This window comes from Isoptericola variabilis 225 (genome assembly GCF_000215105.1).
GTDB classification, from domain to species: Bacteria; Actinomycetota; Actinomycetes; order Actinomycetales; family Cellulomonadaceae; genus Isoptericola; species Isoptericola variabilis_A.
Window position 1 is genome coordinate 1,809,165 of sequence record NC_015588.1, and the last position, 25,011, is coordinate 1,834,175.

The 25,011-nt window shown below is 74.3% G+C and carries 25 protein-coding genes and 2 pseudogenes; 14 read left to right on the plus strand and 13 right to left on the minus strand.

What is annotated here, in order from left to right; translation table 11 throughout:
* Positions 1-41 precede the first annotated feature (41 nt).
* From ISOVA_RS08435 to ISOVA_RS08470, 8 genes are all read left to right on the plus strand, one after another.
* Complete coding sequence (locus tag ISOVA_RS08435) at positions 42-1,502, plus strand: fumarylacetoacetate hydrolase family protein (protein WP_013838821.1); 1,461 nt, start codon at positions 42-44, stop codon at positions 1,500-1,502.
* Positions 1,499-2,194 carry a GntR family transcriptional regulator gene (locus tag ISOVA_RS08440; protein ID WP_013838822.1) on the plus strand — a complete coding sequence of 232 codons (696 nt, stop codon included), beginning with the start codon at positions 1,499-1,501 and terminating at the stop codon, positions 2,192-2,194. Before ISOVA_RS08435 ends, ISOVA_RS08440 begins: the two co-directional genes overlap by 4 nt.
* Before the next feature lie 29 nt (positions 2,195-2,223).
* A complete protein-coding gene (gene hpaE / locus ISOVA_RS08445) occupies positions 2,224-3,732 on the plus strand; it encodes a 5-carboxymethyl-2-hydroxymuconate semialdehyde dehydrogenase (RefSeq protein WP_013838823.1) in 1,509 nt (502 codons plus the stop codon).
* A gap of 48 nt (positions 3,733-3,780) precedes the next feature.
* On the plus strand, positions 3,781-4,914 hold the full coding sequence (gene hpaD, locus ISOVA_RS08450) for a 3,4-dihydroxyphenylacetate 2,3-dioxygenase (protein ID WP_013838824.1): 1,134 nt from the start codon (positions 3,781-3,783) through the stop codon (positions 4,912-4,914).
* Positions 4,911-5,732: a 2-oxo-hept-4-ene-1,7-dioate hydratase gene (hpaH, locus tag ISOVA_RS08455; RefSeq protein WP_013838825.1), complete on the plus strand. Its 822-nt coding sequence runs from the start codon at positions 4,911-4,913 to the stop codon at positions 5,730-5,732. Before hpaD ends, hpaH begins: the two co-directional genes overlap by 4 nt.
* A complete protein-coding gene (locus ISOVA_RS08460; protein WP_013838826.1) occupies positions 5,717-6,496 on the plus strand; it encodes an HpcH/HpaI aldolase family protein in 780 nt (259 codons plus the stop codon). The genes hpaH and ISOVA_RS08460 overlap by 16 nt, the downstream gene beginning before the upstream one ends.
* Positions 6,497-6,514: 18 nt before the next feature.
* Complete coding sequence (locus ISOVA_RS08465) at positions 6,515-7,450, plus strand: epimerase (RefSeq protein ID WP_013838827.1); 936 nt, start codon at positions 6,515-6,517, stop codon at positions 7,448-7,450.
* 183 nt (positions 7,451-7,633) lie between these two features.
* Complete coding sequence (locus tag ISOVA_RS08470; protein ID WP_233275862.1) at positions 7,634-9,427, plus strand: calcineurin-like phosphoesterase C-terminal domain-containing protein; 1,794 nt, start codon at positions 7,634-7,636, stop codon at positions 9,425-9,427.
* A 68-nt stretch (positions 9,428-9,495) separates the two neighbouring features.
* On the opposite strand, the gene ISOVA_RS08475 is transcribed toward ISOVA_RS08470, so the two are convergent.
* From ISOVA_RS08475 to ISOVA_RS08495, 5 genes are all read right to left on the minus strand, one after another.
* Positions 9,496-10,245: a succinate dehydrogenase/fumarate reductase iron-sulfur subunit gene (locus ISOVA_RS08475; protein WP_013838829.1), complete on the minus strand. Its 750-nt coding sequence runs from the start codon at positions 10,243-10,245 to the stop codon at positions 9,496-9,498.
* A complete protein-coding gene (locus tag ISOVA_RS08480) occupies positions 10,242-12,176 on the minus strand; it encodes a fumarate reductase/succinate dehydrogenase flavoprotein subunit (RefSeq protein WP_013838830.1) in 1,935 nt (644 codons plus the stop codon). Before ISOVA_RS08480 ends, ISOVA_RS08475 begins: the two co-directional genes overlap by 4 nt.
* Before the next feature lie 10 nt (positions 12,177-12,186).
* Positions 12,187-12,996: a hypothetical protein gene (locus ISOVA_RS08485; RefSeq protein ID WP_013838831.1), complete on the minus strand. Its 810-nt coding sequence runs from the start codon at positions 12,994-12,996 to the stop codon at positions 12,187-12,189.
* Positions 12,993-13,277 carry a hypothetical protein gene (locus ISOVA_RS08490; protein WP_013838832.1) on the minus strand — a complete coding sequence of 95 codons (285 nt, stop codon included), beginning with the start codon at positions 13,275-13,277 and terminating at the stop codon, positions 12,993-12,995. The genes ISOVA_RS08485 and ISOVA_RS08490 overlap by 4 nt, the downstream gene beginning before the upstream one ends.
* A 101-nt stretch (positions 13,278-13,378) precedes the next feature.
* Positions 13,379-13,735 (minus strand): STAS domain-containing protein, encoded by a 357-nt coding sequence (locus ISOVA_RS08495; RefSeq protein ID WP_013838833.1) that lies wholly within the window; start codon positions 13,733-13,735, stop codon positions 13,379-13,381.
* A 125-nt stretch (positions 13,736-13,860) separates the two neighbouring features.
* On the opposite strand from ISOVA_RS08495, the gene ISOVA_RS08500 reads away from it, so the two are divergent.
* Both ISOVA_RS08500 and ISOVA_RS15505 read left to right on the plus strand, forming a co-directional pair.
* Positions 13,861-14,751, plus strand: a complete 891-nt coding sequence (locus ISOVA_RS08500) for a helix-turn-helix transcriptional regulator (RefSeq protein ID WP_013838834.1) — start codon at positions 13,861-13,863, stop codon at positions 14,749-14,751.
* Positions 14,748-15,233, plus strand: a complete 486-nt coding sequence (locus tag ISOVA_RS15505) for a DUF2255 family protein (protein ID WP_013838835.1) — start codon at positions 14,748-14,750, stop codon at positions 15,231-15,233. Before ISOVA_RS08500 ends, ISOVA_RS15505 begins: the two co-directional genes overlap by 4 nt.
* 32 nt (positions 15,234-15,265) lie before the next feature.
* On the opposite strand, the gene ISOVA_RS08510 is transcribed toward ISOVA_RS15505, so the two are convergent.
* Positions 15,266-15,769: a metallophosphoesterase family protein gene (locus ISOVA_RS08510; protein WP_013838836.1), complete on the minus strand. Its 504-nt coding sequence runs from the start codon at positions 15,767-15,769 to the stop codon at positions 15,266-15,268.
* An 87-nt stretch (positions 15,770-15,856) separates the two neighbouring features.
* Here ISOVA_RS08510 and ISOVA_RS16745 point away from each other — a divergent pair, with 87 nt between their 5' ends.
* Together ISOVA_RS16745 and ISOVA_RS08520 are read left to right on the plus strand one after the other, a co-directional pair.
* Positions 15,857-16,117, plus strand: coding sequence for a DUF2188 domain-containing protein (locus ISOVA_RS16745; protein ID WP_013838837.1), 261 nt, complete (start codon positions 15,857-15,859; stop codon positions 16,115-16,117).
* A 5-nt stretch (positions 16,118-16,122) separates the two neighbouring features.
* Positions 16,123-17,823: an NAD(P)/FAD-dependent oxidoreductase gene (locus ISOVA_RS08520; protein WP_013838838.1), complete on the plus strand. Its 1,701-nt coding sequence runs from the start codon at positions 16,123-16,125 to the stop codon at positions 17,821-17,823.
* Here ISOVA_RS08520 and nhaA read toward each other — a convergent pair.
* The 6 genes and pseudogenes from nhaA to ISOVA_RS08545 form a co-directional block, all read right to left on the minus strand.
* On the minus strand, positions 17,801-19,660 hold the full coding sequence (gene nhaA / locus ISOVA_RS08525) for a Na+/H+ antiporter NhaA (protein ID WP_013838839.1): 1,860 nt from the start codon (positions 19,658-19,660) through the stop codon (positions 17,801-17,803). The two genes, ISOVA_RS08520 and nhaA, sit on opposite strands and share 23 nt — an antisense overlap.
* 182 nt (positions 19,661-19,842) lie before the next feature.
* A pseudogene (locus tag ISOVA_RS16055) lies at positions 19,843-20,091 on the minus strand (class I SAM-dependent methyltransferase); the annotation flags it as partial.
* A 14-nt stretch (positions 20,092-20,105) separates the two neighbouring features.
* On the minus strand, positions 20,106-20,687 hold the full coding sequence (locus ISOVA_RS08530; protein WP_013838840.1) for a TOPRIM nucleotidyl transferase/hydrolase domain-containing protein: 582 nt from the start codon (positions 20,685-20,687) through the stop codon (positions 20,106-20,108).
* 87 nt (positions 20,688-20,774) lie between these two features.
* The gene (locus ISOVA_RS08535; protein WP_013838841.1) at positions 20,775-21,062 is read right to left on the minus strand and encodes a DUF6510 family protein; all 288 of its coding nucleotides are present in this window, start codon (positions 21,060-21,062) and stop codon (positions 20,775-20,777) included.
* Positions 21,062-21,778, minus strand: a complete 717-nt coding sequence (locus tag ISOVA_RS08540; RefSeq protein WP_013838842.1) for an FAD-binding oxidoreductase — start codon at positions 21,776-21,778, stop codon at positions 21,062-21,064. The genes ISOVA_RS08535 and ISOVA_RS08540 overlap by 1 nt, the downstream gene beginning before the upstream one ends.
* On the minus strand, positions 21,775-22,368 hold the full coding sequence (locus ISOVA_RS08545; protein WP_013838843.1) for a sulfite oxidase-like oxidoreductase: 594 nt from the start codon (positions 22,366-22,368) through the stop codon (positions 21,775-21,777). The genes ISOVA_RS08540 and ISOVA_RS08545 overlap by 4 nt, the downstream gene beginning before the upstream one ends.
* 145 nt (positions 22,369-22,513) lie before the next feature.
* Between ISOVA_RS08545 and ISOVA_RS08550 the strand changes: the two genes are divergently transcribed.
* Positions 22,514-23,512, plus strand: a complete 999-nt coding sequence (locus tag ISOVA_RS08550) for a PHP domain-containing protein (protein ID WP_013838844.1) — start codon at positions 22,514-22,516, stop codon at positions 23,510-23,512.
* Positions 23,513-23,646: 134 nt separating this feature from the next.
* Positions 23,647-24,030, plus strand: coding sequence for a hypothetical protein (locus ISOVA_RS08555; protein ID WP_013838845.1), 384 nt, complete (start codon positions 23,647-23,649; stop codon positions 24,028-24,030).
* 15 nt (positions 24,031-24,045) lie between these two features.
* Here ISOVA_RS08555 and ISOVA_RS08560 read toward each other — a convergent pair.
* Positions 24,046-24,941 (minus strand): annotated as a pseudogene (locus ISOVA_RS08560) (helix-turn-helix transcriptional regulator).
* Positions 24,942-25,011: the final 70 nt, after the last annotated feature.

A 25,011-nucleotide genomic window follows, 5' to 3' on the forward strand; every position in this document is an offset into this window, starting at 1 on the left:
GATCGTATATGATCGCGGATACGACACGACAAGGGGGTCCCATGGTCACCGACGATCGACGCCGCCCCGGCAAGATCATCGCCGTCCACCTCAACTACGCCTCGCGTGCCGCGCAGCGCGGGCGCACCCCGGCCCAGCCCAGCTACTTCCTCAAGCCGGCGTCGTCCCTCGGCGTCACGGGCGGCACGGTCGAGCGGCCGCTCGGCACCGAGCTCCTCGCGTTCGAGGGCGAGGTCGCGCTCGTCATCGGCACCGCCGCGCGGTGGGTCTCCCCCGAGGACGGCTGGTCCCACGTCGCCGCCGTCACCGCCGCCAACGACTTCGGCCTCTACGACCTGCGCACCGCGGACAAGGGCTCGAACCTGCGCTCCAAGGGCGGCGACGGGTTCACCCCGCTGGGCCCCGAGCTCGTCCCCGCCTCCGCGGTCGACCCCGCGGGGCTGCGCGTGCGCACCTGGGTCAACGGCGACCTGGTGCAGGAGGACACGACCGACACCCTGCTGTTCGACTTCGGCCGCCTCGTGGCCGACCTCTCGCAGCACCTCACGCTCGAGCCCGGTGACGTCATCCTCACCGGCACGCCGGCCGGGTCGTCCGTCGTCGAGCCGGGCGACGTCGTCGAGGTCGAGGTCGACGCCCCGACGGCGCCCGGCGCGCCGTCGAGCGGCCGGCTCGTCACGACGGTGACGGCCGGCACGACGCCGTTCGGCGACTTCGGCGCGCAGCCCGCGGTCGACGACGTCCAGCGCGCCGAGGCCTACGGCACCGCCACGCCGCCCGCCACGGCGGACGAGCCCGCGTTCGAGCTCACGGACGCCCACCGGGCGCGCTTCGCGAAGGTCGCCGTCGCGACGCTGTCGGTGGCCCTGCGCCGGCGCGGCTACCACGACGTCTTCGTCGAGGGCGTGCGGTCGAACCGGCCGGGCGCCCGGTTCGTCGGCCGGGCCCGCACGCTGCGGTTCGTGCCGCACCGCCCCGACCTGTTCGCGCGCCGCGGCGGCGGCTTCAACGCCCAGAAGCGGGCGTTCGACACCGTCGGCGAGGGCGAGGTCCTCGTGATCGAGGCGCGCGGCGAGCGCGGCACCGGCACGGTCGGCGACGTCCTGGCCCTGCGCGCGCAGGTGCGCGGGGCCGCCGCGATCGTCACCGACGGCGGCGTGCGCGACTTCGACGCCGTGGCCCGGATCGACGTCCCGGTCTTCTCGGCCGGCCCCCATCCCTCGGTGCTCGGGCGCCGGCACGTGCCGTGGGAGACCGACGTGACGATCGCGTGCGGCGGCGCCGCGGTCGAGCCCGGCGACGTCGTCGTGGGCGACGGCGACGGCGTGATCGTCATCCCGCCGGCCCTCGTCGAGGAGGTGCTCGCCGAGGCCGAGGAGACCGAGGCGCAGGACGCGTGGGTCGCCGCCCGTGTCGCCGAGGGCGAGTCCGTCGACGGCCTGTTCCCGATGGACGCCGCGTGGCGCGCCCGGTACGAGCGCGAGACGGGTGGTGCCGGGTGAGCGCGGAGAGCAAGTCGCAGCAGGCGTACCGCTACCTGCGCGAGCGCATCGACGACGGGCGCTTCGTGCCCGGCTACCGGCTCGTGCTGGCCCAGCTCGCCGCGGAGCTCGGCGTCTCCGTGGTGCCCGTGCGCGAGGCGGTCCGCCGCCTCGAGGCCGAGGGCCTCGTGACGTTCGAGCGCAACGTCGGCGCGAAGGTCTCGCTCGTCAAGGAGACCGAGTACCTGCACACGATGCAGACGCTCGCGCTCGTCGAGGGCTACGCGACGGCACTGTCGGCGCCGTACCTCACGGGCGAGCAGCTCGGGCGCGCCCGCGCGATCAACGACGAGATGCGCCGCAGCCTCGACGAGTTCGACCCGCACCGGTTCACCGAGCTCAACCGCGACTTCCACTCCGTGCTGTTCGAGCCGTGCCCCAACCCGCACGTGCTCGACCTGGTGCACCGCGGCTGGAACCGCATGAAGGTGCTGCGCGACTCGTCGTTCAGCTTCGTCCCCGGCCGCGCGCGCGAGTCCGTCGCCGAGCACGACCGGCTCGTCGAGCTCGTGGCGTCGGGCGCCGACGCCACCGAGCTCGAGCTCGCCGCGCGGCGCCACCGCACCGCGACGCTCGACGCGGTCCTCGCCTACCAGGCCGCGCGCAAGCCACCGACCCCCTCGCCCCGCGACGACGCCACCCTCGCCGGGTGACGGCCGACCACGACGGAAGGACCACGCTCATGACCCTGCACCGCCCCGAGGGCCTGCCGGACCGCATTCGCCACTACGTCGACGGCGAGAGCGTCGACTCGCTCGGCGGCGAGACGTTCGACGTGCTCGAGCCCGTGACCAACCAGACGTACGTCCAGGCCGCGGCCGGGCAGAAGGCCGACGTCGACCGTGCCGTCGCCGCCGCCCGGCGCGCGTTCGTCGAGGGCCCCTGGCCGCGCATGCTCCCGCGCGAGCGCTCGCGCGTGCTGCACCGCATCGCCGACATCGTCGAGTCCCGCGACGCCCGCCTCGCCGAGCTCGAGTCCTTCGACTCGGGCCTGCCGATCACCCAGGCGCTCGGCCAGGCCCGCCGAGCGGCCGAGAACTTCCGGTTCTTCGCCGACCTGATCGTGGCCCAGGCCGACGACACCTACAAGGTGCCCGGCAGGCAGATCAACTACGTCAACCGCAAGCCGATCGGCGTCGCCGGCCTCATCACGCCGTGGAACACGCCGTTCATGCTCGAGTCGTGGAAGCTGGCCCCCGCGCTCGCGACGGGCAACACGGTCGTCCTCAAGCCGGCCGAGTTCACGCCGCTGTCCGCATCGCTGTGGGGCGGGATCTTCGAGGAGGCCGGGCTGCCGCGCGGCGTCTTCAACCTCGTCCACGGGCTCGGCGAGGAGGCGGGCGACGCGCTCGTCAAGCACCCCGACGTCCCGCTCGTCTCCTTCACGGGCGAGAGCCGCACCGGGCAGCTGATCTTCGCCAACGCCGCCCCGCACCTCAAGGGCCTGTCCATGGAGCTGGGCGGCAAGTCTCCCGCGATCGTGTTCGCCGACGCCGACCTCGAGGCCGCGATCGACGCGACGATCTTCGGCGTCTTCTCGCTCAACGGGGAGCGCTGCACCGCCGGCAGCCGCATCCTCGTCGAGCGGTCCGTGTACGACGAGTTCGTCGAGCGGTACGCCGCGCAGGCCGAGCGCGTCGTCGTCGGCTACCCGCACGACCCGGCGACCGAGGTCGGCACGCTCGTGCACCCGGAGCACTTCGCCAAGGTCATGAGCTACGTCGAGCTGGGCAAGGCCGAGGGCCGCCTCGTCGCGGGCGGCGGCCGGCCCGAGGGCTTCGAGTCGGGCAACTTCGTGGCGCCGACGGTGTTCGCCGACGTCAAGCCCGACGCCCGCATCTTCCAGGAGGAGATCTTCGGGCCCGTCGTCGCGATCACGCCGTTCGACACCGAGGCCGAGGCCCTCGAGCTCGCCAACGCGACGAGGTACGGCCTGGCCGCGTACGTGTGGACCAACGACCTCAAGCGCGCGCACACCTTCGCCCAGGCGGTCGAGGCCGGCATGGTCTGGCTCAACTCGAACAACGTGCGCGACCTGCGCACCCCGTTCGGCGGCGTCAAGGCCTCGGGCCTGGGCCACGAGGGCGGGTACCGCTCGATCGACTTCTACACCCACCAGCAGGCCGTGCACATCACGCTCGGCAAGGTCCACAACCCCACGTTCGGCAAGGGCGGGCAGCCCTCGCACTGACCGCACTCGACGAACCGACTCCGCACCATCTCGCGCAAGGACGCCGACATGAGCATCATCAGCCCCGACTCCCCCGAGCCCGTGGTCACCGACACCGACCCGATCCGTGCCGTCGACCCCATCCCGACGCCCACCTCCCCGCCGCCGGACGTCGTGCGGTGCGCGTCGATGGAGCTCGTCGTGACGGACCTCGAGGCCAGCCGCCGCTTCTACGTCGACGTGCTGGACCTCGTCGTCACCGAGGAGGACTCCGAGACCGTCTACCTGCGCAGCCTCGAGGAGTTCATCCACCACAACCTCATCCTGCGCAAGGGACCGGTCCCGGCCGTCGCGGCGTTCAGCTACCGGGTGCGCACGCCCGAGGACCTCGACCGGGCCGTCGCCTTCTACTCCGAGCTCGGCTGCCGGGTGGAGCGCCGCGCGGAGGGCTGGGTCAAGGGCCTCGGCGACACGGTGCGGGTCACCGACCCGCTCGGGTTCCCCTACGAGTTCTTCCACGACGTCGAGCACGTCGAGCGCCTCGCGTGGCGCTACGACCTGCACACCCCCGGCGCGCTCGTGCGCCTGGACCACTTCAACCAGGTCACGCCCGACGTGCCGCGCGCCGTGAAGTACATGGAGGACCTCGGCTTCCGCGTCACGGAGGACATCCAGGACGAGGAGGGCACGACGTACGCCGCGTGGATGCGCCGCAAGCCCACGGTGCACGACACCGCGATGACGGGCGGCGACGGCCCGCGCATGCACCACGTCGCGTTCGCGACGCACGAGAAGCACAACATCATCGCGATCTGCGACAAGCTCGGCGCGCTGCGGATGTCCGACGCGATCGAGCGCGGTCCCGGCCGGCACGGCGTGTCGAACGCGTTCTACCTCTACCTGCGCGACCCGGACGGGCACCGCGTCGAGATCTACACCCAGGACTACTGGACGGGCGACCCCGACAACCCCGTGGTCACGTGGGACGTGCACGACAACCAGCGCCGCGACTGGTGGGGCAACCCCGTGGTGCCGAGCTGGTACACCGACGCCTCCCTCGTGCTCGACCTCGACGGCAACCCGCAGCCCCTGACCCGGCGCACCGACACGAGCGAGATGGCCGTGACGATCGGCGCCGACGGGTTCTCGTACACGCGCAAGGGCGACACCGAGCGCGGGTTCAAGCTGGGGAACACGCTGTGAGCACGGGGCCGGCGGCGCCGTCGGGCGGGCGCACGCTCGACGACGACGCCGTCGCCGCGATCGCCGACGAGCTCGCCGAGGCCGAGCGCACCCGCACCCCCGTGCCGCTGCTCACCGCGCGGCACGCCGGGATGACCGTCGAGGACGCCTACGCCGTCCAGCGCACCTGGCGCGACCGCGGCGTCGCGCGCGGCCGGCGGCTCGTGGGCCACAAGATCGGGCTCACCTCCAAGGTCATGCAGGCCGCGACCGGCATCACCGAGCCCGACTACGGCGTCATCTTCGACGACATGGTGCTCGAGTCCGGGACGGTCGTGCCGCACGCGTCGTTCTCGAACGTGCGCGTCGAGGTCGAGCTCGCGTTCGTGCTGGCCGAGCCGCTCGCGGGGCCGGACGTCACGGTGTTCGACGTGCTGAGGGCCACCGACCGCGTCGTGCCCGCGCTCGAGATCCTCGACGCGCGCGTCGAGATGGCCGGGCGCACCATCGTCGACACGATCTCGGACAACGCCGCGATGGGCGCGATGGTCCTGGGCGGCCGGCCCGTGCGGGTCGACGACGTCGACCTGCGGTGGGTCTCCGCGCTGCTGTACCGGAACGAGACGATCGAGGAGTCGGGCGTCGCCGCGGCGGTGCTCGGCCACCCCGCCAACGGCGTGGCCTGGCTCGCGAACAAGCTCGCGGCGCACGGCGACACGCTGGCCGCGGGTGAGATCGTGCTGTCCGGGTCGTTCACCCGGCCGACGTGGGTCCACCCGGGTGACACCGTCCACGCCGACTACGGAACCCTGGGAGCCGTGACATGCCGATTCAGCTGACGCCCGACCGCTCGCTCGCCGCGATGATCGCCGAGACCGACCGACCGCTCGTCGGCGCCTGGTCGAGCCTCGGCTCGTCGCTCGCCGCCGAGATCCTCGCGGGCAGCGGGCTCGACGTCGTCGTGGTCGACGGCGAGCACGGGCCCAACGACCTCACGACGATCCTCGGCCAGCTGCAGGCGACGGCTGCCTACCCCGTCGCCACGCTCGTGCGCGTGCCGTACGGCGACCCGGTCGTCCTCAAGCAGGTGCTCGACCTCGGGGCGACGAACGTCCTGGTCCCCATGGTCGACGGCGTCGAGCAGGCCGAGGGCGTCGTGCGCGCCGTACGGTACCCGCCGGCGGGGATCCGCGGCGTGGGCAGCGCCCTGGCCCGCTCGGCGCGGTGGAACCGCGTGCCCGACTACGTCACGACCGCCGACGCGGGCGTCACGCTCGTCGTGCAGCTCGAGACGCGCGCCGCCGTCGCGGACGCGCGCGAGATCGCCGCGGTCGACGGCGTCGACGCCGTGCTCGTCGGTCCCGCGGACCTCGCCGCGTCGATGGGGCACCCCGGCGAGCAGGAGCACCCGGACGTCGTGGACGCCGTCCTCGCGACGGTCGCCGCGTGCCGGGACGTCGGCACGCCCGTCGGGGTCAACGCGTTCACGCCCGCGATGGCCGACCGGTACCTCGACGCGGGCGCCGCGTTCGTGCTCGTCGGCGCGGACGCCCTCCTCATCGCGCGCGGCGCCGAGGCCCTGGCCGAGCGGTACGCGCGCTGAGCCTGGCAGGCTCGGCCCATGAAGATCGTCGTCGCCGGCGGGTCCGGCACCCTGGGCCGCACGCTGTCGCGCGACCTGGCCGGCCGCGGCCACGAGGTCGTCGTCCTGACCCGCTCCCCCGGCCGGGCCGACTACGGCACCGACCCCGTGCGCGAGGTCGCCTGGGACGCCCGCACGGTCGGCCCGTGGGCCGACGAGCTGCGCCCCGGCACGGGCGTGGCGCTCGTGAACCTGGCCGGCAGGCTCGTCGACGCCCGGCCGACCCGCGAGAACGTCGCGGCGCTGCGCGACTCGCGCGTGGATGCCACCCGCGCGCTCGTCGGCGCGGCCGCGCGGCTCGGCACGCCCGTCGAGCGCTGGCTCCAGGCGTCGACGACCGCCGTCTACTCCGACGCCGGCGAGGCGAGGCTGACCGAGTCGAGCCCCGTGCCCGACGACGGGCTCCCCCAGATGACGGGCGTCGCCCGGCCGTGGGAGGAGGCGGCGTCGGGCGCCGACGCGCGGCACCTCGTCGTGCTGCGCACGTCCATCGTGCTCGACGCCGGCACCCCGGCCCTGGACCGGCTGCTGCTCCTGGTCCGCCTGGGGGTGGGCGGCACGGTCGGGCGAGGCGACCAGTGGTTCAGCTGGATCCACGTCGACGACTGGCTCGCGATCGCCCGGGCCGCGCTCGGTCTCGACCCGGAGCTCGAGCTGCCGGACGGGCCGGTGATCGCCGCGGCACCGCACCCGGTGCGCAACCGCGACCTCATGGCCGCCCTGCGGCGCGTCTCCGGGCGCCGCTTCGGGATCCCCACGCCCGTGCCTCTCGTCCGGCTGGGCGCCGTCGTCCTGCGGACCGACCCGCTGCTCGCCCTCACCGGGCGGCACACGACGTCCGAGGTGCTGGACCGGGCGGGGTTCCGCTTCCGGTTCCCCACGCTCGACGACGCGCTGGCGGACCTGCTCGGGTGACCGGCGGCCCGTCGCCGCCTCCGTCGTTCACCGTGTCCTCGATCAACCGTCGACCCGGATACATGCCCCCGTCAACGGATCGTCGGGGCGTGTTCACGTTCCGCTGTGAGCGTGGCGAGCGGCCGGCCGAGCGGCCGGCGACGACCCGACAGGAGGCACGTGACCGTGAGAAGCAGATCTCTGGTGCGCCGCCAGACCCGCCTGACCGCCACCGCCGTCACCCTCGTCGTGGGGGGCGCCTCGCTCGTCCCCGCCGCCGCGAGCGCCGCCGACGCCGCGACGGGCCCGTCCTGGGCCGAGACCGCCTACCGCGGCGGCGTCCACGTCGTCGAGGGGCCGGACGAGGACCAGAGCACCGTCGACGGCACCGTGTTCGTGGACAAGGACCGCGACTCCGTCCAGGACGCGAACGAGCCGGGCCTCGCCGGGGTGACCGTGTCCAACGGACGCGACGTCACCACGACCGACGCCCACGGCCGGTACGAGCTGCCCGCCTTCGACAACATGACCGTCTTCGTCACCCAGCCGCGCGGGTACCAGGTGCCCGTCGACGAGGACAACGTGGCCCAGTTCTTCTACCACCACCTGCCGTCCGGCTCCCCGGAGCTGCGGTACGGCGGGATCGCGCCGACCGGCGAGCTGCCCGACGAGGTGAACTTCCCGCTCGCCAAGAGCACGCTCACGCAGTCGCCCGAGCAGCACTGCGTCGTCGGCGCCGACGTGCAGACGTACGACCTGGAGGAGGTCGAGTTCGCCCGCAACGGCGTCTTCGCCGACCTCGCCGGACGCACGGACTACGCCGGCTGCGGCGCCCTGTTCATCGGCGACGTCGTGGGCGACGACCTGTCGCTGTACGCGCAGACGCGCGAGCTCACGCGCATGCTCAACGGCCCGGCCCGCTTCCTGCCGGGCAACCACGACCTCGACTTCGACTCGCCCGAGCCGGAGCACAACTTCGACACCTTCCGCGCGAAGCTCGGTCCGGCGTACTACTCGTACGACGTCGGCAAGGCGCACGTCGTCGCCCTCAACACGGTCGAGTACCCGACGGTCGTGCCGCCCAGCAAGAGCAGCTACACGAACGGCATCGACGAGCAGCAGCTCGAGTGGCTCCGCAACGACATCGCCCAGGTGCCCATGGACCGGCCGATCGTCCTCGCGGCCCACATGCCGCTGCTCGAGTTCTTCTACAGCAGCTCTCACCGGGTGAAGCAGGTCAAGGAGGTCTACGAGATCCTCGAGGGCCGCACCGTCGTCTCCGTCGGCGGGCACACCCACGTCTCGGAGAACCTGCGCGAGGGCGACCTCATGGCCGGCTGGACCGACGTCGTCGGCGAGGAGGGCCTGCCGTTCCCGCACCTGACGGTCGGCGCGGTCTCCGGCCACTGGTACTCGGGCCAGGTCCTCGAGGAGGGCTACCCGACGACGCTCCAGCGCGACGGCACGCCTCCCGGCGTCCTCACGCTCGACATCAAGAACGCCCAGATCCGCGAGCGCTACACGGTCCGCGGCGACGACGGGTCCGACCAGATGGCGGTCGGCCTCAACACGCCCCGGTACCGCGCTTGGTACGCCGAGAACGTGAGCGTCCCTCGCGGCACCGCCCCGGCGCTGGAGGACCCGCTCACGGTGACGCGCGACGACCTCGCGGGCACCACGTGGCTCACCGCGAACGTCTGGATGGGCTCGACCGGATCGACGGTCGCCGTCTCGCTCGACGGCGGCGAGCCCGTCGAGGCCGTCCGCACGCAGCAGATGCAGGGCGAGAGCCCGCGCGTCGGCGCCGAGTGGTCGGACCCGGTGGCGATCCAGGAGCAGTTCGTCCACGGCGGCGGGCTGGCCGACCGCACCATGCACCTGTGGCGCCTCGAGCTTCCCGCCGACCTCGCCGCCGGCGAGCACACCGCCGAGGTGACGACGACGGACGTCCACGGGCGCACCTTCACCGAGTCGCTGACCTTCGAGGTCGTCGAGTAGCACCGCCGTGGCCGGGCAGGGCGCGGGACGGCGCCCTGCCCGGCCGCTCGCGCTCGTCGGCGCCGCGGTCAGCGTCGGCGGCGGATCGTCCGGCCGAGCCAGACCAAGGGGTCGTAGCGCTGACCGGCCACGCGCTCCTTCATGGGGATGAGCGCGTTGTCGGTGATCTTGATGCCCTCGGGGCACACCTCGGTGCAGCACTTGGTGATGTTGCACCGGCCCAGGCCGTGCTCGTCCTGCGCCGCGGAGACGCGGTCCGAGACGTCGAGCGGGTGCATCTCGAGCTCGGCGACCCGCATGAGGAAGCGCGGGCCGGCGAACGCCCTCTTGTTCTCCTCGTGGTCGCGCACGACGTGGCACGTGTCCTGGCACAGGAAGCACTCGATGCACTTGCGGAACTCCTGCGACCGCTGGACGTCGGCCTGGCTCATCCGGTACTCGCCCGGCGCGAGGTCGATCGGGGGCGTGAACGACAGGATCTCGCGGGCCTTCTCGTAGTTGTACGACACGTCGGTCACGAGGTCGCGGATCACCGGGAACGTCCGCATGGGCGTCACGGTCACCACGTCGTCGGGGGCGAACAGCGACATCCGGGTCATGCACAGCAGCCGTGGGCGGCCGTTGATCTCCGCCGAGCACGACCCGCACTTGCCCGCCTTGCAGTTCCACCGCACCGCCAGGTCGGGCGCCTGGGTGGCCTGGAGCCGGTGGATGACGTCGAGCACGACCTCGCCCTCGTTGACCTCGACGTCGAAGTCGACGAGCTCGCCGCCGACCGAGCTGCCGCGCCACACGCGGAACCGCCCCGTGTAGCTCATGCGGCGCCTCCTTCGGGATGGGCCGTCAGCTCGGCGGGGGTGTAGTACTTCTCGAGCTCGGTGAGGTCGAACAGCGCGAGCAGGTCCTCGCGCATGGGGGCGCGCTCCGCGACCTCGACCTCGACACGCGGCACCGCGAGACCGTCGGCCGCCTCGCCGGGGACGCAGCGGGTCACGAGCACCCGGTGGCGCCACTCCGGGTCGAGCATCGGGTGGTCGTCGCGGGTGTGCCCGCCGCGGCTCTCGGTGCGCATCAGCGCCGAGGACGCGACCGCCTCGCTCACCATGAGCATGTTCCGCAGGTCCAGCGCCAGGTGCCAGCCGGGGTTGTACTGCCGGTGGCCCTCGACGACGACGTGGCGCAGGCGCGCCCGCAGCTCGCCGAGCCGCTCGAGCGCCTCGGTCATCTCGTCCTCCGTGCGGATGATGCCCACGAGGTCGTTCATGACGCCCTGCAGCTCGGCGTGCAGCGTGTACGGGTTCTCGGCCCGGGCGCCGCGCGAGGGCGGGTCGAAGGGCGCGAGCGCCGTGCGCGCGGCCGCCTCGACGTCGCGGTCGCGCCGCGACGGGCGCCTGGCGAGCCCGGTGACGTAGTCGGCCGCGCCGAGGCCCGCGCGTCGGCCGAACACGAGCAGGTCCGACAGCGAGTTGCCCCCGAGCCGGTTCGAGCCGTGCATGCCGCCCGCGCACTCCCCCGCCGCGAACAGGCCCGGCACGCTCGACTGCCCCGTGTCCGGGTCGACGTCGATCCCGCCCATGACGTAGTGGCACGTCGGGCCCACCTCCATGGGCTCGGCCGTGATGTCGACGTCGGCCAGCTCCTTGAACTGGTGGTACATCGACGGCAGGCGCCGCTTGATCTCCTCGGCCGGCATGCGGCTCGCGATGTCGAGGAACACTCCCCCGTGCGGCGAGCCGCGCCCTTCCTTGACCTCCGTGTTGATCGCCCGCGCCACCTCGTCGCGGGGCAGCAGGTCGGGCGTGCGACGGTTGTTGTCCTGGTCGGTGTACCAGCGGTCGGCCTCGTCCTCCGTCTGGGCGTACTGGCCCTTGAAGACGTCCGGCACGTACCGGAACATGAACCGGTCCCCGTCGGAGTTGCGCAGCACGCCGCCGTCGCCGCGCACGCCCTCCGTCACGAGGATGCCCTTGACGCTGGGCGGCCACACCATGCCCGTCGGGTGGAACTGGACGAACTCCATGTCGACGAGGCCGGCGCCGGCGCGCAGGGCGAGCGCGTGGCCGTCGCCCGTGTACTCCCAGGAGTTCGACGTCACCTTGAACGACTTGCCGATCCCGCCGGTGGCGAGCACGACCGCGGGCGCGGAGAACTCCACGAACCGGCCGGTCTCCCGCCAGTACCCGAACGCGCCGGCGATCGCGCCGTCGTCGTCGGTCAGCAGCTCGGTGACCGTGCACTCGGCGAACACGCGCAGGCGCGACTCGTAGTCGCCGGTCGCGAAGTAGTCGGCCCGCTGCAGCGCCACGACGCGCTGCTGGAGCGTGCGGATGAGCTCGAGGCCGGTCCGGTCGCCGACGTGCGCGAGCCGCGGGTAGGTGTGGCCGCCGAAGTTGCGCTGGCTGATCCGGCCGTCGGGCGTGCGGTCGAAGAGCGCCCCCCAGGCCTCCAGCTCCCAGACGCGGTCGGGCGCCTCCTTCGCGTGCAGCTCGGCCATCCGCCAGCTGTTGAGGAACTTCCCGCCGCGCATCGTGTCGCGGAAATGCACCTGCCACGAGTCCTTCTCGGCGACGTTGCCCATCGCCGCGGCGCAGCCGCCCTCGGCCATCACGGTGTGCGCCTTGCCGAACAGCGACTTGCAGACGATCCCGGTGCGCAGGCCGCGCTCGCGCGCCTCGATCGCCGCGCGCAGCCCGGCCCCGCCCGCGCCGACGACGAGGACGTCGTACTCGTGCCGTTCGATCGTGGTCACCGAGGTGCTCCTATCCGACGATCCGCAGGTCGGTGATCGTCCCGCGCGCGACGAGCATCACGTACAGGTCGGTGAGGATCAGCGTGCCGAGCGTGATCCACGCGAACTGCATGTGCCTCGTGTTGAGCGCGGAGACCTTGGTCCAGAACCAGTACCGCACGGGGTGCTTCGAGAAGTGCGTGAGGCGCCCGCCCATCACGTGCCGGCACGAGTGGCACGAGAGCGTGTAGCACCACAGCAGGACGACGTTGACGAGCAGCACGAGGTTGCCGACGCCGACGACGAACCCGTCGGTCGGGTGCCGGAACGCGACGATCGCGTCGTAGCTGTTGACGAGCGAGACCAGCACCGCGACGTAGAAGAAGTACCGGTGCGCGTTCTGCAGGACCAGGGGGAAGCGGGTCTCGCCCGTGTAGGCGGCGTGCGGCTCGGGGACCGCGCACGCCGGCGGCGAGAGCCAGAACGACCGGTAGTACGCCTTGCGGTAGTAGTAGCAGGTCAGGCGGAACAGCAGGAGGAACGGCAGGCTCAGCGCCGCGTACGGGATGAGCGGGTGGTCGGGCAGGAACGTGCCGAAGTGGGCCGCGCCCGGCTCGGACGCGCACCCGACGGACACGCACGGCGAGTAGAACGGCGTCAGGTACCGCTCGTCGGCGAAGAAGTACTGCTGCTGGAAGGCCCGCACCCCGCCGTAGACGACGAAGACCAGCAGCCCGAGGGCCGTGGCCGCCGGCGCGAGCCACCACCGGTCGGTCCGCAGGTTCCCCACGCCCACCTGGGCGCGGCCGCGGGACTCGACGCCTCGCGCCGTCGCGGTCACGCGCGGTCGCCGTGGTAGCCGCCGACGCCCTCGTCGTCGGCGTCGCTCCACATGGTCTCGTCCAGCGGGGTGTCGGGGACGACGACGTGCGGCGCGTCGTCCGGGTGCGTCCGTCTGAGGGGCCTCGAGGCGAGCTCGCCGGCGTCGATCTCGAGACGTTCGAGGTCGTTCACCAGCCGGCGCACCTCGGGCGCGTCACCGAAGGCGCTGCGCACCTCGGCGACGCTGGCGCGCAGCTGCTCGATCGAGCGGCGTAGCGTCGCAAACTCGGTGGTCGTCACTCGGCACCTCCTCCGCGACGCGCCCCACACCGGCGTGAGGTGCGTCACACCAGACTCTGCCGCGAAGCATTCGCCGAGGCAAGGCGGCGCGCGCGCCCGGGCTAGCCCTGCGAGCTCTCGCGCGGCACCACGACGAACATCGTCGTGGCACCCGCGACGTCGAGCCGCTCGGCGACGTGGTGCGGCACGCCGCGCAGCACCGGGGGCTCGGGGCTGTGCTCCGCCGCGTGGTAGAGCAGCCGCAGGCCGCCGGAGTCCATGAACGTCACGCGCGTGAGGTCGACGGTGATGCGGCGTCCGGCCGCCGCGTCGCGCAGCTGCGCCTCCCGGCGCTCGCGGACGGCGTTGTCGATCTCGCCCTCCATGACCCAGAGCGCGCCGCCCTGCTCGACGTGGACGTCACCGCGCTGCCGCATCCCGGTCTCCCTCTCGCACGGGCGCGGTGCCGCGCCGGTCACGACGCATCCTAGGGCTCGCCCGCGGGGAGCGGCGCCGGGATCCGTGGCCCCGCCTCGGAGGGCCGGACGAGCCCGGTATCGACAGTCCCTCCCTCGACCAGCGGCCCGCACGTACCGTCGAGGGCATGGACCTGACGGCGGAGGTGCGCGAGTTCCTCGCCACCCGGCGTGCCCGCCTCACCCCGGACAAGGCAGGCCTGCCCGCGTACGGCGGCAACCGGCGCGTCCCGGGCCTGCGTCGCGAGGAGGTCGCGATGCTCGCCGGGGTCAGCGTCGACTACTACACCCGGATGGAGCGCGGGAACCTCGGCGGCGTCTCGGAGCCCGTGCTCGAGTCCGTCGCCGACGCCCTGCAGCTCGACGAGGCGGAGCGCGCGCACCTGTTCCACCTCGCGCGCGCCGCGAACGCCTCGGGTCCCGCCCGCAGGCGCGCCCCGCGCACGTCCCCGGCGACCGTGCGCCCCGTCGTCCAGCAGGTGCTCGACGCGATGGTCGGGCTGCCCGCGTTCGTGCGCAACGGGCGCCTCGACGTCCTCGCGTCGAACGCCCTCGGTCGCGCGCTCTACTCGCCGCTCTTCGGCACGCCTGGCCGCGCGTCGGCCGAGCCCGTCAACCTCGCCCGCTTCCTGTTCCTCGACCCGCGCGCGGGCGAGTACTGGGGCGAGAACTGGGCCCGGACGTCGCACGACGTCGTCGCCGTCCTGCGGGCGGAGGCGGGACGCAACCCGTTCGACACGGGCCTCACTGCGCTCGTCGGCGAGCTGTCGACGCGCAGCGAGGACTTCCGGCGCCTGTGGGCGTCGCACGACGTCAAGTACCACCGGACCGGCACCAAGGTGCTCTTCCACCCGGCCGTCGGCCGCCTCGAGCTGTCGTTCGAGGCGCTCGAGCTCGCCGCCGACCCTGGGCTGCAGCTCAACGTCTACACCGCGCCGCCCGGCTCGCCGGCCGAGGACTCCCTCAAGCTCCTCGCCACCTGGGCCGCCACCGAGACGCACCAGGAGGAGAACGCATGACCGCTTGGACCCTCGAGGACCTGACCACGCTCGCGTCCGCACCGACCCTCACCCTGCGCACGGCCCGCGCCGAGCGGCCCGTGCGGACCTGGGTCGTGCGCCTCGGCCGTGAGCTGTACGTCCGCCCCGCGCCAGGCACCGACGCCGCCTGGGCGGGTGCGGTGCTGGACGGCGGGCACGTCGCGGCGGGCGGGCGCCCGGTCGCGCTCGCCGAGGCCGCGCCCGAGGTGCACGCGGTGCTCGACGAGGCGTACGTCGCCAAGTACGGACGCTGCGCGGGCGAGCGCGTCGCCGACGTCGTGACCGACGCGGCCGCGACGGCGACGTTCCGCGTCCACCCGCGGCGCGCGACCGTGGCCGAGGCGGTCTCGGCCGCCGCCGGCACGCTCGCGCGCCGGGCACGGTCGGGCGTCCGGTCGACGGCCCGGGCCGCCCGGGCCGTACGCCCCGGCCGCGCACCGTCGCCCTGCCCGGCCTGCTGAGCGGCACCCCGGTGGCTCCCGGGTCGGCGGTGTCAGCGCCCGACCGGCACGAGCCGGACGTCGTCCAGCCGGTTCCCCGTGACGGTCGCCGTCACGTACGTGCACACCGGCTGCCGCCGCCGGTCGGTCGGCGACCCGGGGTTGAGCAGCCGCATTCCCGCGGGCGAGACCGTGTCCCACGGGACGTGGCTGTGGCCGAACACGAGCAGGTCGGTCTCGGGGAACGCGGCGTCCGCGCGCCGCTCCCGCCCCTGCTTCGGGCCGGTCTCGTGCACGACCGCGACGCGCAGGTCCTCGACCTCCACGCGCGCGACCTCGCCGAGGCGCGCGTGCAGCTCGGGCCCGTCGTTGTTGCCGGCCACGCCGACGAGCCGGGCGGCGCGGGCGTCGAGCGCGTCGAGGAGGTCCGGCGTCGTCCAGTCGCCGGCGTGCACGACGACGTCGGCCGCGTCGACGGCGCGCCACACCTGCTCCGGGAGCGCGCGGGCGCGGCCGGGCACGTGCGTGTCGCTGAGCAGCAGCAGCCGGGTGGGCACCCCGCCACGATAGGCGCCCGGCCCGCGCGATGGCGGGCGGGCGCCAGGCAGCCGACACTGACGATCTCGACCGGACGGAGGAACACCGTGACCGACAGCACCGCCAAGCCTGCCGGCGTGCCCGACGACGACGTGCACACCGCGCCGCGCGACGGCGCCTGGGTGAACGAGGTCCTCGGGCATGTCGTCGGCGGCTCGTTCGCGAGCCTCGAGGAGGCCGTCGCCGCGGGCCGCGAGGAGGCGCGGCGTCGCGGCGTCGAGCACCGCGTCGACGACGAGTCCGCCGTGTGGGGCACGAGCGACGCCGGCGGCTTCGTGGAGAGGCCCGACACCGGGGACCTACGCTGACGGGCATGGACGACAGGCCGGTCATCCTCCTGGTCGGCGGCGACCACGCCGACGCCGTGGAGCGGGAGTTCCGCGCGCGCTACGACCGCGACTACCGGATCGAGACCGCCGGCAGCTGCGCCGACGCGCTCGACGCGGCTCGGGCGCTCGTCGCGCGGCGCGTGCCGATCGCGATGGTCGCCGCCGAGCACCGCCTGCCCGACGGGACCGCGGCCGAGCTGCTGCACCAGGTCCCGGCGGTCGTCTCGACCGCCCGGCGCGTCGCGCTCGTGCCCGTCGAGGAGTACGCCGACGCGCTCGACGACCTGCGCGCCGCGCTGCCGCGTCGCGAGCTCGACACGTTCGTCGGGATCCCGCGCGGCCCGCGCGACGAGGAGTTCCACACCGCGCTCGTCGAGCTGCTCAGCGAGTGGGTGTGGTCGGTCGCGCGCCCGACCGTGACCGCGAGCGACGTCGTCGCCGAGCCGGGCGACCGCACCGCGGCGGCGATCCGCGACCTGCTGGACCGGCTCGGCATCCCGAACCGGACGCTCGCGCCCGACGGCGAGGACGCCCGCGCCATCCTCGACGCCGCGGGGCCGGGCGCCCGGCTGCCCGTCGTGCGCGCGATCAACGGCCGCGTGCTGGCCGCCGCGACGCCCGGCGCCGTCGCCGAGGCGATGTACGGCGGGTTCGACTCGATCCCCGAGGGCGAGGTCGCCGACGTCGTCATCGTCGGCGCCGGCCCGGCGGGGCTGGCCGCCGCGGTCTACGCGGCGTCGGAGGGCCTGACGACGGTCGACCTCGAGCGCGACGCGATCGGCGGACAGGCCGGCTCGAGCTCGATGATCCGCAACTACCTGGGCTTCCCGCGCGGCATCTCGGGCATGCGGCTCGCGCAGCGCTCGCGCGTCCAGGCCGGCCGGTTCGGCGCCCGCTTCTACACGGGGCGTCCCGCGACCCGCATCGAGCCCGGCCCGGCGGACGAGCCCGAGCACCACCACGTCCACGTGGACGGGGCCCACCTGTGCGCCCGCACGGTCGTGCTGGCGACGGGCGTCGCCTACCGGCGCCTCGACGTGCCCGGCGTCGAAGAGCTCGTGGGCGCGGGCGTGCACTACGGCGCCGCGACGTCGATGGCCCGCGAGATGCAGGACCGCGACGTCTACGTCGTCGGGGGCGGGAACTCCGCGGGCCAGGCCGCGGTGCACCTGGCCCGGTTCGCGGGCGCGGTGACGATGCTCGTGCGGCGCGCGAGCCTGGCCGAGACGATGTCGGACTACCTGGTGCGCGAGATCGCCGCGACGCCCAACATCACCGTCCGCACGCGCACGGTCGTGTCCGACGGCGGCGGCGACGGCCGCCTGCGGTGGCTGCGGCTGCGCGACCTGGACTCGGGCGCCGACACGGTCACGTCGGCCGACGGGCTGTTCTGCCTGCTCGGCGCGCAGCCCGACTGCGGCTGGCTGCCGGACGGCGTCGCGCTCGACGACGACGGGTTCGTGCTCACCGGCCGCGACGTGCCGCGCGAGGCGTGGCGCGACGGGCGCCCGCCGGCGAGCCTCGAGACGACCGTCCGCGGCATCTTCGCGGTCGGCGACGTGCGCTCCGGGTCGATGAAGCGCGTCGCGTCGGCGAGCGGCGAGGGCGCGTCGGTGCTGCCGCTCGTCCACGCGCACCTCGCCGCCGTGCGCGAGGAGCAGCTCACGACCGGCGCCGGGCGCTGACGTCCGGGGTCGACGCCTCGAGGGCGGCGACCAGCGTGCGCGCGTCGTGCGGGCCGCGGTGCCGCACGCCGTTGAGGAAGAACGTCGGCGTGCCTCGCGCGCCGCCGGCGCCGCCGCTCTCGGCGTCGGAGCGGACTCGCTCGGCGAGCTCGGGGTCCGCCAGGTCGGCGTCGAACCGCTCGAGGTCGAGCCCGAGCTCGGCCGCGTACCCGCGCAGGTCCTCGAGCTCGAGCCGGGCCTGGTTGGCGAACAGGACGTCGTGCATCTCCCAGAACCGGCCCTGCCGGTGCGCTGCCTCGGCCGCGAGCGCCGCGACGAACGCCTGCGGGTGGACGTCCTCGAGCGGCAGGTGCCGCACCACGTAGCGGATGCGGTCGCCGAAGTGGTCGCGCAGGTCGGCCCACGTGCCGGTCGCGCGGGCGCAGAACGGGCACTGGAAGTCGAGGTACTCCACGACCGTGAACGGCGCCTCGGGGTTGCCGTGCACGTGGTCGCGCCCGACGTCGACGGGCGGGGTGAGCGTCACGGGCAGGTCGGCACTGGTCTCGCCGAACCGCACCCGGGCGACCCGGAACGCGGCCCAGCCGACGAGCGAGGACGCCACCATCGCGACGAGGACGCCGACGGTCGCGGCCTGCGCGGCCGCCTCGTCGTCGAACGCAAGGTCCACGATCAGCAGCGAGACGGTGAAGCCGATGCCCGAGAGCGCTGCTCCCCCGACGACGCTGCCGGGCCCCACGCCGTCGGGCAGGCCGCCGAGGCGCATGCGCAGCGCGGCCCACGTGCCGAGGCAGATCCCGACGAGCTTGCCCACGACGAGACCCGCGACGACGCCCCAGAGCACCACCGAGCCGAACGCCGCGCCCAGCGCGTCGCCGCGCAGGTCGATGCCCGCGTTGGCGAGCGCGAAGACCGGCACCACGACGAGCGACACGGGCGCACGCAGCGCCTCGTGCAGGCGCTGGTTGACCGAGATCGAGCGCGCCAGACCGAGCCGGACGGTGCGTGCCGCCCCGGCGTCGGGCGACTGCCAGTAGTCGCGGAAGAGGCTCTTGGCGTGCAGCACGGCGGTGCGCTCGGTCGCCGCCGCCGGCACCAGCAGGCCGGCGAGCATGCCCGCGAGCGAGGGGTGGACGCCCGCCTGCACGGTGGCGCCCCACAGCACGACGACCGCGACGACGTACGGGCCGCTGCGCCACTCGCGCGTGCGGCCGAGCAGCCACAGGACCACGAGGCACGCGCCCGCGAGCGCCAGCGGGCCGACGCGCACCTCGTCGGAGTAGACGACGCCGATGATCGTCACCGCGAGGAAGTCGTCGACCACCGACAGCGTGAGCAGGAAGACCCGCAGCTGGTTGGACATGGCGGGCCCGACGAGCGCGAGCACCCCGAGCAGGAACGCGGTGTCGGTGCCGACGACGACGCCCCAGCCCTCGGGGGCGGTCCCGCCCGCGACGGCGAGGTAGATCGCCGCAGGGACGAGCACGCCGACGGTGCCGGCGACGAGCGGCACGAGCCGGTGGCGGCGCTGGCGCAGCGAGCCGAGCGCCAGCTCCTGGCGCACCTCCAGACCGACGACGAAGAAGAACACGACCATGAGGCCGTCGTTGACCCAGTGGTGCAGGTCCATGTCGAAGCGCAGGGCGCCGGCCTCGACGACGACCGGCGTCTCCCACAGGTGCACGTACGCGCCGGACACCGGCGAGTTCGCCCACAGCAGCGCGACCAGCGCGGCCCCGAGGAGCAGCAGCGCGCTGCCCTCCTCGCTGCGGAGCCTGTCGAGGAGCCGGCGCGCAGGGCCCGGCGTCGCGTCCCTGTCCACGGGCACGTGATCCATGGGCGCGAGCCTAGGCGCGGACGTGCCGGCGTGGGAGGGTGCGCCTGTCCCCCCGACGCCCGTCGGCCCGTCAGCGCGCCGGGCGGCGCAGCCGGTACCAGCGCGGGGAGGTGAGGTTCATGGGGAACCCGAGCCCCACGGTCTCGGCGGGGTCGACCGCGTCGAGCTCCCACGTCGCCGACGACGTAGGTCACCTCCGGGGGACCCAGCCGGCGCGCGTCCTCGATCGCCCGGCGCTCGCGGTCGACGCCGACCGCCTCCCAGCCGCGCCGGGCGAGCTCGGGGGTGTACTGGCCGCGCCCGCAGCCGAGGTCGAGCGCGCGTCCCAGCGGCCGGGGCCGGTCGACCTCCTCGCGGTCGAGCACCCGGGTCACGCTCCGCGAGGCCGCCTCCCGGTACCCCTCCCAGGGCCGGAAGCCGACCCGGTACATCCACCCGTACTTGGTCACGCTCCACCCCCGGTGCGCTCGCCCGCCCCGACGGCGACGTGGTCGAGCAGCGCCGCGATCGGCGGCGGCTCGACGGGCGCGGCGGCCGCGAGCGCCCGCCCGAAGCGCTCCTTGCGGCCCGCCGTCGTGCCCCAGAACCGGTGCAGACGCTCGGCCGCGGGCCGGCCGCGCCACTCCGGCTGCCCGCTGAAGGTGCGGAACCGGTCGCCCTCGCCCTCCTGCACGACGACCGCGAGCGCGCCCTCGACGCCGAGCCCGCGCACGAGCTCGTCCTCGAGGTCCCGGTCGCAGGCGTGGAAGCCGAGCGCGGCCAGCTCGGCGCGCGTGCCGGCGACGGCGAGCCCGTGCCGCAGCAGCGCGCGAGCGACGAAGCCCTCCTCGCCGACGTCGTACAGGCCGCACACCGCGGCACCCTGGCTCACGGCGGCGCGGATCGCGCGGGTCGCACCGCCCGCGCCGCCCATGGTCACGACGACGGCCCCCACCGCCGCCAGGTCGAGGCCGCGGCGGGCGGCGAGCGTCTCGACGGCGGCGCGGTCGCTCGCGCCCTCGACCAGGACGACGGTGCGCACGCTCATGGCACCACGGTCGCGCGGTCCCGACGGCGGGGCAACGGATTTCACCCGCGCCGTGCGCCGTGCGCCGCGCGCACCGCACCACGAGCGTCAGGGCTCGAGGTCGCCGATCCACGCGACGCCCGGCATCGCGACGCGCGTGCCGGACGGGTGCTCGACCACGACGACGAGGACGGCGTCGCACCCCGGGCAGCGCCCGACGGCCCCCATCCCCGAGACGTACGCGCGCATCTGCGCACCGGCGCCGGTGCGACCGCAGCCGGCGCACCGCACGGTCGCGCTCGTGACGTCGAGCGACCCCAGCACGGCGAGCCGGCCCGCGAGGGCGTTGCCGTCGAGAGCGTTGCCGTCGAGGGTCACGAGGTCGGGCGCGGGCATCAGGCACCTCCGAAGCGTTCGGTCCGCACGCGTGCGGGGTCGTGCCCCAGCTCGGTGAGGAGGGTCGCAGCCGCCTCCACGAAGCCGGTCGAGCCGCAGACGTAGACGGTCGGGGCGTCGGCCGGGTCGAAGCCGGGCGCGGTGAGGTCGTCCTTGACGATGCGGCCGGCCGGGCGCGGCGAGCCCGCCGGAGCGGTGCGCGTGTGCACGAGGGTCACGGTGACTCCGGGCGTGCCGTCGCCGAGCTCGTCGGGGAAGAGCACGTCGTCGGGCGTGCGCACCGAGTGCACGAGGCGGAACGGCGCCCGGCTGCCGCTCCTGCGGCGCGCGCGGAGCATCGCCAGGAGCGGCGCGAGACCCGACCCGCCGGCCACGAGCAGGACCGGGCCCGCGTCGTCGGGCCGCCAGACGAAGTAGCCGCCGAGCGGGCCGCGGACCTCCATGCGGTCCCCGACCTGCAGGTCGTCGACGAGGTACGTCGACACCTCGCCGCCCGGGACGCGGTCCACGAGGACGTCGACCCGCTCGTCGGTCCCGACGTCGGAGAGCGAGTACGAGCGCACCGCCTGGTAGCCGTCCGCCGCCGTCAGGCGCAGGTCGACGTGCTGGCCCGCGAGCGCGCCGCCGAACCCGGGGACCTCGAGCGTGATCGCCCGCGCGGTGCGGGTGACACGGGGCGCGTCGACGACCGTGCCGACGTGCCACGTGCCGCTCACGCGTACCTCTGCTCGAGCCACGGGTCGCCGTAGGAGTGGTAGCCGTACGTCTCCCAGAACCCCGGCTCGTCGACGTCGTGGATCTCCAGTCCGCGCACCCACTTCGCGCTCTTCCAGAAGTACAGGTGCGGGACGAGGAGTCGCGCCGGCCCGCCGTGCACCGGGTCGAGCGGCTCGCCCTCGTGCTCGTAGGCGATCCACGCCCTGCCGTCGAGCAGGTCCTCGAGCGGCAGGTTCGTCGTGTACCCGCCGTAGGAGCGGGCGAGCACGAACTCGCCCGTGGTCTCGACGTCGGCCAGCAGCGTGTCGAGGGAGACGCCGCGCCAGCGGGTGTCGAGCTTCGACCACCGGGTCACACAGTGGATGTCGACGACGACGTCCTCGGCCGGGAGCGCCATGAGCTCGGCCCACGACCACCGCGCGGCCTCGCCCGCCTCGGTCGTGACCGTCAGCTCCCACGTCTCGGTCGGCACGTCCGGCGTCGGGCCGGCCGAGAGCACCGGGAAGTCGTCGGTGAGGAACTGGCCGGGCGGCAGCGGCCGCCCGGGCTCCGGACGGCGTCCTCCGAACCCACGAGTCACGATGCCCATCGCGCGCCCTCCAGGAGTCACGAGCCGATCCCAGGGTAGGGCCCGCGCTCGCGCGCCGTCTGCCCCTCGTCCACGACTTCACCTCGTCCGGCGTCGTCCGGCGCCGTCGTGCGGCGCACCTGCTCGGAGGACAGACTGGGTCACCATGGACCCGCTCGAGGCCCTCACCGAGATCGCCTTCCTGCTCGAGCGCGAGCGGTCCAGCCGTTTCAAGTCGAAGGCGTTCCGCACCGCGGCCGACGTCGTCGCGGGGCTGAGCGAGGACCACCTGCGCGACCCGGCGCGGCTGCGGCGCACGAAGGGCATCGGGCCGTCGACGTTCGCCGTCGTCACCCAGGCGCTCGAGGGCCGCGTGCCCGACTACCTCGCCGAGCTGCGCCGTCGGGCGGAGTCGGCCGGCACGGGCACGAGCGCGCTGCGCGGGCTGCTGCGCGGCGACCTGCACTGCCACAGCGACTGGTCCGACGGGACGACGCCGATCGCGACGATGCTCGCGGCCGCCGAGCACCTCGGCCACGAGTACGTCGCCCTGACCGACCACTCCCCGCGCCTGACGGTGGCCCGCGGGCTGAGCGCCGAGCGCCTGGTCGAGCAGCTCGACGTCGTCGCCACGTTCGCCGGCCGCGACACCCGGCTGCTCACGGGCATCGAGGTCGACATCCTCGAGGACGGCGGCCTCGACCAGACCGACGAGCTGCTCGACCGGCTCGACGTCGTCGTGGCCAGCGTCCACTCGGACCTGCGGGCGGACGCCGGGCGGATGACGCGGCGCATGCTGGCCGCGGTCGCCAACCCGCACGTCGACGTCCTCGGGCACGTCACCGGGCGGCTCGTCGAGGGCTCCCGCGGCCTGCGGCCACCGTCGCAGCTCGACGCCGAGCGCGTGTTCGCGGCCTGCGCCGAGCACGGCGTCGCCGTGGAGATCAACTCGCGCCCCGAGCGCCAGGACCCGCCCGACGACCTCGTCCGCGTCGCGCTCGACGCCGGCTGCCTGTTCGCGATCGACAGCGACGCCCACGCGCCGGGACAGCTCGGCTTCATCGACCACGGCGCCGAGCGGGCCGAGCGCCTCGGCGTGCCCGCCGAGCGGATCGTCACCACCTGGCCCGTGGACCGGCTGCTCGAGTGGACCCGCCGATCGTGAGCGCCGACCCGGCTCGCAACCCTGCGTCGCCAGGGGTGTGCTGGGCGCTGGTCGTCGTCGGCGGAGCTGTTCTGGGCGGATGCGCCGGCTCACTCGAGCCCGCGCAGCCCGAGGGCCCCGGCGTCACCGGGCGCATGATCCTGCTCGACGACACCGGGCTGCCGCCCAGCGCGGACAGCGGCGGTGCGATGCTCGCCGTGCCCGAGGCGTCCCTACGCGTCCTGTGGCAGGCGGTCGGCACCGAGGCACCCGAGCGCGAGCACGACCTCGCGTACACCCGCTTCGTCCTCGACGCCGGCGACGTCGCCGACCTCGATGCGGCCGTGGTGCCGGTCGACGACCGTGGGCACTTCCGGATTCCGCGGTCCGGACCGCACCTCCTGTGCCGCATTCCTGACTCGTCCGAGACGGGTCGCGGGGCCAGGGGGTGCGACCTCGTCGACCTGCCCGAGTCCGGGGCAGTCGAGGCCACCTTCGGCGAAGGTGGGTTCCACGCCGGCGTGGTCGAGCCCGACTGATCCGCGCGTCGAGACTCAGGCGTCGGCGCGGGGGGACGTCGCCGCGCCGGGGATGCGCGGCGCCTCCTCCGTGGCCGCCCACGAGGCGAGCAGGCGCAGCGCGTCCGCCGACGGCGAGCCCGGCGTCGCGGTGTAGACCGTCATGGTGAGGCCGGGGTCGTCGTCGAGCTCGAGGGACTGGAAGTTCAGCTCCAGCCGTCCCACGACGGGGTGCTGGAAGCTCTTCGCGCCCGCGTAGTGCTTGCGCACGTCGTGGGCAGCCCACAGCGTGCGGAACTCCTCGCTGCGCATGGAGAGCTCGCCGACGAGCGCCGTCAGGCGCTTGTCGCGCGGGGTGCGGCCCGCCTCCCGGCGCAGGATGGCGACGTTGGTCCACGCGGCGCGGTCCCAGTCGGGGTAGAACTCGCGCGCCCCGGGATCGAGGAAGATGTGCCGCGAGAAGTTCACGGGCCCGTCGTCCCCCCGGAACATCACGGAGTACATCGCGAGCGCCAGCGGGTTCGCGCCGACCAGTCCATCCGGTTGTTCACGATGAACGCGGGCGCGGCCGTGACGGCGTCGAGCAGGTACTGGAGCTCCGGCCGCACCGGCGTCTCGCGGGGCGCCCGGGCAGGGCGGGTGGCCGTGGCGTTCGCCGCGCGGGCGAGGTCGAACAGGTGCTCCCGCTCGGCGCCGTCGAGCATCAGCGCGCCCGCGATCGCGTCGAGCACGGTGTCCGAGACCCCGCGCAGGTTCCCCCGCTCCAGCCGCGTGAAGTACTCGACGCTCACGCCCGCGAGCCGGGCGACCTCCTCGCGCCGCAGCCCCGGCACCCGTCGGCGCTCCCCGTACGTCTCGACGCCCGCGTCCTGCGGCGTGACCCGCGCACGGCGCGTCATGAGGAACTCGCGGACCTCCGCACGATCGTCCATGCGCCCACGCTACGTCCGGACCTGCGGGCGCAGGCAGGTCCCGGCAGAACCCCCCGGGACGACGTCTGGC